Below are 11,680 nucleotides of genomic sequence, written 5' to 3'. Positions count from 1 at the left end.
ATTCTACCCGACGCCTCAGACTAACCGGAAAACCCGCAAGGATAATCTTCACCACCGATAAGTAAATACGATACTATCCAGCCCTTGAGGAACTTTATCTTTGTTGTACAACTGACTGAGTGCTTGATAGGGGCATGGTGATGGTTAAAACGATATCCATTTGGGCGGTATCGGGTGCAATCTAACAATTTAAAGGGTTTAGATCCAAACAAAGCCGGAGAAGCGACTCTCCGGCTTTGTTCTCACTTGTCACGCTCCTTTAATCTATTACCAAAGACTATTTGGGAGAGAGATTGCTAACTGCCTGCCGTTGAATCCATGTCGAATGCAAGTCCTCCTCTACAAAAGCCTTTTTTCCAGTATTTAAATCTTCAGCTATAAGCACTTTGATGGTTGGTAAATAAACCCCATCAACCATTTCATGTCCGTAACCAACTACTTTGCCAGTATGCCCAGTTTTTTGATTAAGAACATCATCCCCTATAGCAAACATGATTGCCATCCTTTTTCTGTGATTCTTTTACTAATTTAATCCATGTTTTTAACTCTTGCTTCTATCAAAAGGAAGGATTAATTATATAAAAAAACATCTAAGTATTAAGCTATTTCGTGCTTTTAAATACAATATATCGTAGTTTTTTTATATTTTTCAACCAAGCTCAATTTTTTGTAGATAAAGTTAAAATTGGAGTATCTGTTACCAATTTTACAATTTGCCGATAATCTAACAAATTGATATTCTCAGTTAACTTACTTTCCCCATGTTACTCCTATGTTGGGGTCTACAGCAAGCACAGACAGCAGAATTACATAAAAATCTCTAATGTAAAATATATACAATATTTATAACCGAAAATACAGTTATAAATCAACAACCTATAATTGTAGACTAAAAAAAATAAATTCATTTAACTAGCAATAGCTATAACCAGAAACGGCGAACCAGTAATAAAAGAGGCAATTAACCTCCAGATAGAAAAGCCTCAATATCTTGCCAATCAAGGGAAACTCTTATTTAGTCAATTAAAAAAATAAAGGCAATTAGCAATCAGATAAAAACTAAAGTCTATTAGAAACTCGACATTATCAGTTCCTTCGGGAAAGTTGTTTTTGTGGCAATTGCAAGTTTTGAGGGGACTTGAACTAAGAATCGACATCAGGAGCAATTCCAAAAAGGGAGGAATAGTTGAAGTGCGCGAACTGGCTTTTTGGAGCGCTTCGCGATCGCCTACTCCATTGTTGTACCGCTTATGAGATACTAAGCAAAAATTATATAATTCATCTGTCTTTAGTAAGAACTTAAAGATTTCACAGCAATGTTGGCATTGCATCGTCAAGCCTTCTACATAGATGACCAGTACTAAAAATTAGCCAGGAAGGAGATTGAGGGTTAGGTTTGCCTGATCGGGGAAAGTATTGAGGCTTTAAGGAACCAAAAAAAAGCAAAAGAGTATAAAAAATAAAACACTGCAAATTTGAAGCTTCGCTAAATCAGTCAATTCGTCGATCGCTTCAGTATTTTTGGGGTCAACTTTGGTATTTATAGTTTCATGTAACTTACCAGGCTGTTGAGTCTAACCCGTGTAATTACCGGGAAATTTGTGACTCTTAGCCTAAATCTAGTGATTCTTCTGAGGAAATTAGTAGCCAACTTGTGGAGTAATAAGGGAAGAACAACAACAGCCTAGAGCTGAGAAGGCTAAACAATGACGACCTACATTACTTTTGAAACCGCGCTACGGATGCTTGAAAACGCCTATTTAGCTTCAGTTATCTTGCTCCTTGCGGCTTCTTACCTGGGTTTGGTAGCGATCGACAAGATTGAAAAAGCTAGCGACAACATCCCGTCACGGTAACTCGGTTCTCATTGAGCAGTTCTGGCTGAGAGTTCTGGCTGAAATAGTTTGACTGTTAAAAGTACGCATCTAGCACTCGCGTCACACTCAACCAAGCTGCGAATTGAAGTTGACAGACTTCCGGAATCATCAGCATCAATCGTGTAGGACAAGCAAATACCTGCTATCCCTCTCAGGAGTAGACTGCGATGAGTTTGTTCGACAAAGTATTCAATACTCAGAACAGTACTCAGAACAGTACTCAGAACAAAGTTCAAGCGGTGCAGATTGTGCAAGTAATCTTAATTAAAAACCGAGGTTAGACTTATCCCCTGACGCTTTCGGATTGAATCTCGATAAATATTCTTCAGTAGAGACCAAAATGACCCCTGTTTAGGGGTTTTTTTTACCCCTGCTTACGATTCCCGGTATGCGCTCAGCACTCGCATTGCTCAGAAATTTCTCAGATTTCTACTTTTTGTCGAAGTTTTGTAAAGCTATCTTCGTACCGCCTCTATCTATTCTTGCGATCGCTGCTGTTGCGATCGCGCAGTCATTCTCAGGTTTCGCTTATGTTTTCTAAATTAATTTACTTTTTCATCCTCCTGGGGATATATTTTACTCCTTCTTTAGGTATACTTGGCAGAACCGCAAACACACTTAGGAAGGAAACCTAAATGTCAGGAATGAACTCCTTAGAGTTAGAACAAGAAATTGCCAAGATGGCTAGAGCGATGATGACCCACAATAGCCAGATTGGGAAAGACCTGATAGCTAATTTGAGAAGTCAGATGACCCTTGAAGAGATCGCTGGTATGATGCTGGTGAGTATCGAACGTTTAATGTGGTTTAACACCGATTCAGTGTTCTGGACGATAGAGAATCTTATTCCTGCCGATGTGATGCAAGAAATTCGCACCATCACTTCAGTAGCTGTTGGTAAGCGTTTGATTTGCAAAGGATTTATGCCAGGAAAAGACTTTAGTGTCGATGCGGCTGGCAAACTGCTACTCAACGACAAAGCTAAAACAGCGATATTACCTCTGGCGACTCTGACTCCTTTGAAAAGCTGAAGATGCTGCCAGACGATTGGCTGGACACAACGCTAGACAGACGAGCGAAACGTTCTGAAGCATTGTGCTACAAGTCCGATCCTGAATGGTAAACATCTTCATATCTAGTGAGTCACAGGATTTACGGTGATAAGAATCACTAATGAGTCAGATGGGTATCACACCCCCTAAACAGATTCGATCACTGAGGGGTATAAGTAAATGCAAGATACTCAAGTTAGAGGATTCTGTGACTTACGATGCCAGACAAAGCCCTCATCACCAAACCGATTAATCAACCCACAGAAATCTTAAGTCAGTTGCACAGTGGACAGCTCCTCCGGGTCAATGGTTGTCGCGGCAGTGCCTTAATTATCTGTCATCGCCACCATGCAGAATTGGCAGGTCCTGGTGCAGGTATTGGCAGTTTGTTTGATATTAATTGTAGTCGGGTGATTCCCATTGGCAACCCGTCAGTGGTTTGCCCTGAGTCTCGCTCCGAGCGACAAAAAGCTTATGAAATTCGGCAACAATGGATTCGCTTTACTCAAAAAGCAATGGAATATTGCGTGCCCTTGCAGCGTGCCCGTGTCATTTTAGTTTTATTTGAAAAATACTTTGGTTTGGAAGCGACTGCCCAGATGCCGGATGAGATTCTGGCTCAATTGGTGGGAGTTTTGCCAAAAACAATCCAAATGGCGCGTCGAGCGACTAACAAGCCCTGTGAGAGTCCCCCAAAGCAATCTACAGCACAGGTGTTAAGCCTAACAGAAGGATGAGGGATGAGAGAATTCATTTATTCGTCTTCTTGTATCCTTCTGTAACCCGCTTTTAGTAAGGATGAAGTAGGAAAACAGAAGTACGAACGAACCATTCCTTCATCCTTCATCCTTCGCCAGGAGGCTGGTGATTAGATCAGCTTGATGGCGCGGAGACCGAAATACAGCCCCACAGCAACAGCAAAAGCACCACCCAAAAGTAAGAAGTAAGCGATCGCTCCAGAGATTTCCATGTTTCCGATAGAACGCAATATCCACCATTGAAACATCAAGTGGAGTAGAATACAGCCCACGGGCGCTTGTTGGTTGATGGGTTTGGCTTATGGAATCGGTGATTTGGGTTAATTTACCGCAGCAGGCTTACGAAATTGCGATCGCCGGATCGGGTCTAGCGCAACTAGGCGCTGGGATGACAAATTTGAATCTGGGGAAGAAAGTTCTCGTTGTTTCTAACCCGACAATTTTTCGGCACTATGGTCAAGAAGCGATCGCATCTCTCAAATCAGCTGGTTTTGACGTTACCTCTCTAACTCTCCCCGCTGGCGAACGCTACAAAACCCTCAACTCCGTCCAAAAAATCTACAACGCGGCTCTGGAAAACCGCCTAGAACGCTCTTCAACGCTTGTCGCGGTAGGCGGTGGCGTAATTGGTGATATGACTGGCTTTGCTGCCGCTACCTGGCTGCGGGGGATTAACTTCGTACAAGTTCCGACAACACTCTTATCAATGGTTGATGCTGCCATTGGCGGCAAAACCGGCGTTAATCATCCCCAAGGAAAAAATTTAATTGGTGCCTTCCATCAGCCGCGACTGGTTTTAATTGACCCAGAGGTGCTGAAAACCTTGCCGATGCGAGAGTTTCGGGCGGGAATGGCAGAGGTGATTAAGTACGGTATCATCTGGGATGCTGAGTTGTTTGAGCAGATGGAGCGATCGCCACATCTCGACTCACTCCGTCTAGACTCTAGTTTATTGCAACAAATCCTGACTCGCTCTTGCCAAGCTAAAGCCGATGTGGTAGGCAAAGATGAAAAAGAAGCCGGACTTCGCGCCATTCTCAACTACGGTCACACCATCGGTCATGCTGTAGAAAGCTTAACCGGATACCGCGTCGTCAATCACGGGGAAGCGGTGGCAATTGGCATGGTCGCGGCGGGTCAGATTGCGGTTAACCTTCAGATGTGGGACAAAACAGACGCCCAACGTCAAGATGCGCTAATTCAAAAAGCTGGATTACCCACCCAGCTACCAGCAGGACTAGACATCGAAGCAATTATTGATACGCTGCAAACCGATAAAAAAGTGAAAGCGGGAAAGGTAAGGTTTGTCCTCCCCACGCAGATTGGGGCAGTAACTGTGACCGATCAAGTGCCGTCAGATGTAATACGTACCGTTCTGCGGCAAATGTCTACTTGCTCTTAATTAATTGTAGGGAGCGAAAAGCTGGACTTAGCCATCGGTTTTCAGGCAACGTTTCTGTTTTTCAGGACTTTTCTATGACTCACTTTGGTCTTATCTGTCCTACATCAACTGGTCATCTCAACCCGATGACTACTTTAGGACACGAATTGCTTTCTCGCGGTCATCGCGTCACCCTGTTCGGGGTTCCCGATGCCCAACCTAAAGCATTGGCGGCAGGATTAGACTTCTGGGCGATCGCAGAGTTAGACTTTCCTAAAGGCGCAACCTCACAAGCGTTGGCACAGCTAGGGAAACTGAGCGGTTTGGCTGCCTTGCGGTATACAGTCAATTTGGTAACACAGTCGGCTGCTATGCTACTTCGAGATGCTCCAGCCGCCATCAAACAAGCAGGTGTAGAGGCACTGCTAGTAGACTAGGTTTCACCAGGGGGAGGGACTGTTGCCGAATACCTAGACATTCCCTTCATTAGCGTAGGCAGTGCTTTGCTGCTGAATCAAGAAGATCGCGTTCCTCCCTTTTTTACAACCTGGAGCTATAACCCTGCTTGGTGGGCGCATCTGCGGAACCAAGCTGGTTACGCTTTGTTCAATCGCATCGGGCAACCAATCCGGGAGGTGGTGAGCGAATATCGCCAAAAGTGGAAGTTGCCGCCCCATTCTCACCCCAACGATCAATATTCTCAACTCGCTCAGTTAAGTCAACAACCTGCTGAATTTGAATTTCCAAGGCAGCATTTACCCCCCTACTTCCATTTCACCGGGCCATACCATAACCCAGCTAGTCGGGAACCTGTTGCTTTCCCGTTTGAGAAATTGACCAGGCAATCCCTGATATACGCCTCTATGGGGACTATACAAAATCGCCTGCTGGACATTTTCCAGAATATTGCAGAAGCTTGTAATGGATTGGATGCCCAGTTGGTGCTTTCTCTGGGTGGTTCAACTATCCCAGAATCGCTGCCAGAACTGCCCGGAAAGCCTCTAGTTGTCGGATATGCGCCCCAACTAGAATTACTCCAAAAAGCTACTCTTACTATCACCCACGCAGGATTGAATACCACTTTGGAATCTTTAAGTAACGGGGTGCCGATGGTGGCAATTCCGATTACTAACGACCAGCCGGGAGTAGCAGCGCGTATCGCTTGGACGGGTGCCGGGGAGGTGGTGCCGTTGTCTCGCTTGAGCGTCCCCAAGCTCCGAACTGCTGTACAGCAGGTGCTGACTCAGGATTCCTACAAGCAGAATGCCTCCAGGCTACAAGAAGCGATTCGACGAGCCGGTGGAGTTAGTCGCGCCGCCGATATTATCGAACAGGTTATATCTACAGGAAAGCCTGTATTGGCTTGTGTTAAATAAACCTTATTAGAGCTGGATCGGGGAAAGCGGGGAGCGATCGCTATTTTTTTGCAATAATCCACACCGCATGAATAATTCCTGGAAAATAACCCAAAAAAGTCAAGACGAGATTGATCCAAAAGTCTCTTCCAATGCCAACTTGCAAGAAAACACCCAACGGGGGAAGAAAAATAGCGATGAGGATACGGAAGAAATCCATAAAAACACCTTTTGAGAATTATCGGGAATATTTACTAGAATGCCATTAATTTGGGAGATAGCTCTCTCTATTCCGATAGAACTGTCAATCTATCGATGAGTAGATAAAACAAACTTACTGTTATATTTGCTACTAAAACGCTGATTATTTTCAATTATTTTAAAATATTAAGTAAATCTAAGTATAGAGGGATTTCTGGAACGGGAATTGCGGGCGATCGCCTAAATGCTTTGCTTTGTGCCAAACCATAACGAAAATTCTCCTAACATCAGGCTGCGTTGCATATTTATTGGCAAGGCAGGAACGTTTTTGGGGGCAGATCGGTCTGGGATGCGTACCGCCAAGAACAATATGAAGTTATCCTATTAAAAAATAAAGGCAAAAATAAGTAAGGCTATTATTGCAGCAAATCCGGCAAAATCTAATCGTCGCTGATATGGGTATTACTGCTGATAGAGAAACGTTGTCCAGGCGAATTAAGGATGCAATGGTAAATGACCTAGACCAGCAGATTGAAGATTCCCTACAGCGACTTGAGCAGCTGTGGCAGTGTACTGAAAAGTTACCGATGTCTCACCAGGAGCCGCTCGTGGATGCTCTGAAAGAACTATCGAACCAGCTGCAAGAAATGCAGATCGTCATAGAGGAACTGCGCCAACAAATTCAGGAAGAACTCGCCGACAAAAATCACGCAGGACTCGAAGAACAGCAGCGTTACCCAGCCGAAGGTGAGTTTATCTCCAATTCCGCTCAGCAAAAAGCTTTGCAGGCAATCGGGTCTGCCTATAGCAACTCAGAGGCAGTTTCCCAGGGAAGGGCGATGGGCTTTTTGGTGACAAATCCAGAAGCAGTAATTTTGTCAGCCAACCGGACAAGCGGTGAGTTGCTCGAAAGCGTTCCAGAAAGCTTGGTAGGTAAGCCGCTGGTGGAGTTCGTGGCAACGGATGCTCGCGGCGACTTTCAGACTCAGCTCAGCGCCCTGCAACAAGGATCTGTTGCCAAAAACTGGGAAATCTGCCTGCAAACAAGGCAGGGTGAGACGTTTACCGCTATATTCACTGTCGAGCCAGTGCAAGAGCCGCAATTTCTGCAAGTCGTGGGTCTGCGCTGGCTGCTGCAACAAATGACTCCATGTCGAGACGCTTCGGCGGTGGATTTTTCACAGACAAAGTGGAAGTGCGGCGATAGCGATTTAGAAAATCCAGTTGAGGAACAAATTGCCCAGAGTGAAAGCGGGGTGCAGGATACCAGCTTGCAAAAAAGGCTGCACGAGCAACCCCACGGGTATCTAAATAGCGATCGCCCAACTCACTTGCAACAGATACTCGACTTTGAAGCAATGCTCAAACGCATTACTAACAAAGTCCGCGATAGCCTCGACGAAAACCATATTTTGCAAACTGCCGTCGCAGAATTAACCTGGGTGTTGGGGATTGAAGGCGGCGATATTGCTTTGTACGATGCCAATCAAACCACGGCGACAATCGCTCACGAATACACCCAAGGATTGCCATCTGCACTAGGGCAAACCGTAACAATTTCCGACTTGTTTAAAGACGATGCTCAATTGCGGCAAGGTCAGTATTTCCAGTTTTGTTACCTAATCCCTGGGATTCGAGGAGCGGTGGCTATCCTAGCTTGTCCGATTTTTGATAGCCAAGCAGTGTTCGGGGAGCTGTGGTTATTTAAACGACAGGAGGATGCTTTCAACGAGCTAGAAATCCAGCTCGTGCAGCAAGTGGCGTCTCAATGCGCGATCGCAATTCGACAAGCCCGACTCTACCAGGCAGCGCAAGCGCAAGTAGCGGAACTGGAAAAACTTAATCGCCTCAAAGATGACTTCCTCAGTACCGTTCCCCATGAATTGCGATCTCCGGTTGCCAACATGAAAATGGCGATTCAGATGTTGGGGATTGCCTTGAATAAAGACCACGGACTGTTCGCCGAACTATCTAAGCCGCCAGCCCAAAGAAACAAAGTGGCTCGCTACTTCCATATTTTGCATAACGAATGCGAGCGAGAAACCAACTTGATCAACGATCTTCTGGAGTGGCAGCGAATCAATGCAGAGATTCAGCCTTTGGTACTGACAAGCATTCAGCTACAAGATTGGCTTCCCACAATTGTAGAACCTTTTCAAAAGCCAGCCCAAGAACGCGATCGCCGCTTAGAAATTCACCTTGAGTCCGAACTGCCTCCTTTAGTATGCGATCGCACCAGTTTAGGACGCATATTAAGCGAGTTACTCAACAATGCCTGCAAATACACACCATCAGCAGAACGCATTGCTGTAAAAGCACATAGCGCCGCAGACAGGATGGAAGTGAGCGTAATCAATACCGGCGTGGAAATTCCAGCAGCCGAACGCGAACGAGTATTTGAAAAGTTTTACCGCATTCCCGACGCCAATCCCTGGAAACAAGGCGGGACTGGTTTAGGACTGGCGCTGGCACAAAAATTGGTCGCCAATTTAGGAGGCACGATTCATCTGGAAAGTACTGCCAATCACACTTGCTTTACAGTGTCATTGCCGCTGAATCCTGCGGTTCTTGCCGAAGCGGAATCTCCCTGAGAAATGTGCCTTCACAAGAATAGTTTTTTAACGCAAACACGACTTACGCAACATCACCACGTCTGCCACCGCAACCACAGGGGGATTGAACCCGAAAAAACGCTATATGTATAAGCTTTGCGTAAGTCCTGGTAAAGTAACGCCAAGGTAAACGCAAAGGTAGGTACGGTTGGATGCATTTCAATGCTTGTAAAAACGCCAGAGCGAGTTAATTCGCGGCTATTGCGTTCAAAGCCTGTGAGCGTATATTTGCAAGCATTGAGATCCACCCCAGAAGTTAGCCCAAACTCTGCGTACCTTGGCGTTACTTTGCGTTGAAAAAATTATTTTTTATGGGCAATCAACCGAACTTGATATCAAAGATAAATTAGCCGCCACTGATTTTAGCTTTGTAGCCCAAAGTTGCGAGAACTTGGACAAGTTTTTGAGTATGATCGCCCTGAATTTCAATCGCATTTTCCTTCACTGTGCCCCCCGTACCGCACTGAGCTTTTAACTGTTTTGCAAGGACTTCCAGCGTTTCTGGTTTTACCTGAAAGCCACTGATTACAGTTACGGTTTTGCCTTTTCTTCCTTTCCGGGATGCCTGAACCTTGAGGTTTTGCTGATTGGAGGGTAGTTCTGGCACGGGTCGTTCTAAGGCATCTGAATTATCGGTGTTTCCAAATTCGGAGTAGATAACGCGATTTTGAGCGGGTGTTTTAGAACTGGATGCTTTGCCCTTGGAAGAAGACATAACAGTGAGTCGGGTAAAAGTTATTCAAGAACAGATTAGATCGAGAAGGAGTCGGAAATATCTCTAAAATTTGTGCGCTTTTGTGTGTGATTTATTCAGATACAGCAGTCCTGAATGAGAGTGTGAGATATATCTGTAGGAGCGCACCTATCTACCATGTAGGGCAATTTTACCGAACTTTGTTAAATCGCGATCGCCGCCAAAATCGAACCAGTCGCCCCTACGGTCTTCAGATGCTACTCCAGTCTTCATCGTAACGGCTGCACCTCCCTGTCCTACTCTATCTCCGAGACGCCAGAACCTTCCATGCCAGTAATTTTGCTTTGGATAAACTCATCGAAACTATAATGAAGTTTATGTTGTAATTCCCACAATTCGCTGTGACACGTACTCCCATTTCTCCTGATTCCCAAGAAACTGCTAACGCTTCTGCACAACAACCCGACGCACTAGGGCGATTTGGACGATTTGGCGGCAAGTACGTGCCGGAAACGTTGATGCCAGCGTTGAGCGAGTTGGAAGCTGCTTTTAAGCAATACCGCGCCGAACCCGCTTTCCAGCAGGAACTTCAAGAATTGCTGCGGGATTATGTGGGTCGCCCCAGTCCCCTTTATTTTGCCGAACGTTTGACGACGTACTATGCAAAGCCAGATGGTACGGGACCGCAAATCTATCTGAAGCGGGAAGATTTGAACCATACGGGCGCTCACAAAATCAACAATGCTTTGGCTCAGGTATTGTTGGCGAAGCGAATGGGCAAGCAGCGGATTATTGCGGAAACGGGTGCCGGACAGCATGGCGTCGCTACAGCCACGGTTTGCGCCCGATTTGGTCTGGATTGCGTCATTTATATGGGCGTCCAGGATATGGAACGGCAATCGCTGAATGTGTTCCGGATGCGGCTGATGGGGGCAGAGGTGCGCCCTGTGGCGGCGGGAACGGGAACGCTCAAAGATGCCACGTCGGAAGCGATTCGGGATTGGGTAACGAATGTCGAAACGACTCACTACATCTTAGGTTCGGTTGCAGGACCTCACCCTTATCCGATGCTGGTGCGCGACTTCCATGCAGTGATTGGTCAAGAAACTCGCGCTCAAGCGATGGAGAAATGGGGCGGCTTGCCGGATATTCTCCTGGCTTGTGTCGGCGGTGGCTCAAATGCGATGGGACTCTTCTACGAGTTTGTGAAGGAGCCATCGGTAAGGCTGATTGGAATTGAGGCGGCTGGGGAGGGTGTTGATACCGAGAAACACGCTGCCACTCTCACTAAGGGACGGGTGGGGGTTTTGCACGGGGCGATGAGCTATTTGCTGCAAGATGAGGATGGTCAGGTGGTGGAGGCGCATTCTATCAGCGCCGGTCTAGATTATCCCGGTGTTGGCCCGGAGCATAGTTATCTCAAGGACGAGGGTCGGGCTGAATATTACAGCGTAACTGACCAAGAGGCTTTGGCAGCGTTTCAGCGCCTGTCGCAGCTAGAGGGAATTATTCCAGCGTTGGAAACGGCTCACGCGATCGCTTACCTCGATATTCTCTGCCCTCAACTGATTGGCAATCCCCGCATTGTCATCAACTGCTCTGGACGCGGCGATAAGGATGTGCAGACAGTTGCTAAATTCCTCAATCATTAAGATTAGCCATATTCCAAGTCAGTCATGGGTCATGGGTAGCAGGTGGTTAAGCAATTAAAAATGCCTAATTAAAAATTGTCAAATCCAGTCGAAGTTGT

At 46.1% G+C, this 11,680-nt stretch carries 10 protein-coding genes and 1 pseudogene; 7 read left to right on the top strand and 4 right to left on the bottom strand.

Annotation, left to right across the window (positions count from 1 at the left end; genetic code table 11):
• Positions 1–277: 277 nt before the first annotated feature.
• Positions 278–502 carry a hypothetical protein gene (locus AC2VDX_RS23020; RefSeq protein ID WP_378175316.1) on the bottom strand — a complete coding sequence of 75 codons (225 nt, stop codon included), beginning with the start codon at positions 500–502 and terminating at the stop codon, positions 278–280.
• A gap of 1,204 nt (positions 503–1,706) precedes the next feature.
• Between AC2VDX_RS23020 and AC2VDX_RS23015 the strand changes: the two genes are divergently transcribed.
• From AC2VDX_RS23015 to AC2VDX_RS23005, 3 genes are all read left to right on the top strand, one after another.
• Positions 1,707–1,856: a hypothetical protein gene (locus tag AC2VDX_RS23015; protein WP_378175313.1), complete on the top strand. Its 150-nt coding sequence runs from the start codon at positions 1,707–1,709 to the stop codon at positions 1,854–1,856.
• 656 nt (positions 1,857–2,512) lie between these two features.
• Positions 2,513–2,908, top strand: coding sequence for a hypothetical protein (locus tag AC2VDX_RS23010; RefSeq protein WP_378175310.1), 396 nt, complete (start codon positions 2,513–2,515; stop codon positions 2,906–2,908).
• Positions 2,909–3,147: 239 nt separating this feature from the next.
• The gene (locus AC2VDX_RS23005) at positions 3,148–3,666 is read left to right on the top strand and encodes a hypothetical protein (protein ID WP_378175307.1); all 519 of its coding nucleotides are present in this window, start codon (positions 3,148–3,150) and stop codon (positions 3,664–3,666) included.
• A 131-nt stretch (positions 3,667–3,797) separates the two neighbouring features.
• Here the strand turns inward: AC2VDX_RS23005 and petL are convergent, their stop codons facing one another.
• Positions 3,798–3,893: a cytochrome b6-f complex subunit PetL gene (gene petL, locus AC2VDX_RS23000; protein WP_190411348.1), complete on the bottom strand. Its 96-nt coding sequence runs from the start codon at positions 3,891–3,893 to the stop codon at positions 3,798–3,800.
• A gap of 95 nt (positions 3,894–3,988) precedes the next feature.
• On the opposite strand from petL, the gene aroB reads away from it, so the two are divergent.
• Together aroB and AC2VDX_RS22990 are read left to right on the top strand one after the other, a co-directional pair.
• Positions 3,989–5,089 carry a 3-dehydroquinate synthase gene (aroB, locus tag AC2VDX_RS22995; RefSeq protein ID WP_378175304.1) on the top strand — a complete coding sequence of 367 codons (1,101 nt, stop codon included), beginning with the start codon at positions 3,989–3,991 and terminating at the stop codon, positions 5,087–5,089.
• Positions 5,090–5,163: 74 nt separating this feature from the next.
• Positions 5,164–6,444, top strand: a pseudogene (locus AC2VDX_RS22990) (glycosyltransferase).
• Between the two features lie 40 nt (positions 6,445–6,484).
• Here AC2VDX_RS22990 and AC2VDX_RS22985 read toward each other — a convergent pair.
• Positions 6,485–6,643, bottom strand: coding sequence for a YqaE/Pmp3 family membrane protein (locus AC2VDX_RS22985; RefSeq protein WP_378175301.1), 159 nt, complete (start codon positions 6,641–6,643; stop codon positions 6,485–6,487).
• Between the two features lie 487 nt (positions 6,644–7,130).
• Between AC2VDX_RS22985 and AC2VDX_RS22980 the strand changes: the two genes are divergently transcribed.
• On the top strand, positions 7,131–9,215 hold the full coding sequence (locus AC2VDX_RS22980) for an ATP-binding protein (protein ID WP_486928245.1): 2,085 nt from the start codon (positions 7,131–7,133) through the stop codon (positions 9,213–9,215).
• A 367-nt stretch (positions 9,216–9,582) separates the two neighbouring features.
• Here the strand turns inward: AC2VDX_RS22980 and AC2VDX_RS22975 are convergent, their stop codons facing one another.
• The gene (locus AC2VDX_RS22975) at positions 9,583–9,951 is read right to left on the bottom strand and encodes a translation initiation factor (RefSeq protein ID WP_378175295.1); all 369 of its coding nucleotides are present in this window, start codon (positions 9,949–9,951) and stop codon (positions 9,583–9,585) included.
• A 380-nt stretch (positions 9,952–10,331) separates the two neighbouring features.
• On the opposite strand from AC2VDX_RS22975, the gene trpB reads away from it, so the two are divergent.
• Positions 10,332–11,582 (top strand): tryptophan synthase subunit beta, encoded by a 1,251-nt coding sequence (gene trpB / locus AC2VDX_RS22970; protein ID WP_378175292.1) that lies wholly within the window; start codon positions 10,332–10,334, stop codon positions 11,580–11,582.
• The last annotated feature ends 98 nt before the right edge of the window (positions 11,583–11,680 follow it).

The organism is Coleofasciculus sp. H7-1, from assembly GCF_057473865.1.
The sequence above is the reverse complement of the archived record's forward strand: the minus strand, read 5'-3'. Positions and strand labels throughout refer to the sequence as shown.

What these genes read in the sequence shown, in the direction of transcription:
- AC2VDX_RS23020 (WP_378175316.1), bottom strand. Translation starts at nt 502, where the DNA reads ATGGCAATCATGTTTGCTATAGGGGATGATGTTCTTAATCAAAAAACT.
- AC2VDX_RS23015 (WP_378175313.1), top strand. Translation starts at nt 1,707, where the DNA reads ATGACGACCTACATTACTTTTGAAACCGCGCTACGGATGCTTGAAAAC.
- AC2VDX_RS23010 (WP_378175310.1), top strand. Translation starts at nt 2,513, where the DNA reads ATGTCAGGAATGAACTCCTTAGAGTTAGAACAAGAAATTGCCAAGATG.
- AC2VDX_RS23005 (WP_378175307.1), top strand. Translation starts at nt 3,148, where the DNA reads ATGCCAGACAAAGCCCTCATCACCAAACCGATTAATCAACCCACAGAA.
- aroB (WP_378175304.1), top strand. Translation starts at nt 3,989, where the DNA reads ATGGAATCGGTGATTTGGGTTAATTTACCGCAGCAGGCTTACGAAATT.
- AC2VDX_RS22985 (WP_378175301.1), bottom strand. Translation starts at nt 6,643, where the DNA reads ATGGATTTCTTCCGTATCCTCATCGCTATTTTTCTTCCCCCGTTGGGT.
- AC2VDX_RS22980 (WP_486928245.1), top strand. Translation starts at nt 7,131, where the DNA reads ATGGTAAATGACCTAGACCAGCAGATTGAAGATTCCCTACAGCGACTT.
- AC2VDX_RS22975 (WP_378175295.1), bottom strand. Translation starts at nt 9,951, where the DNA reads ATGTCTTCTTCCAAGGGCAAAGCATCCAGTTCTAAAACACCCGCTCAA.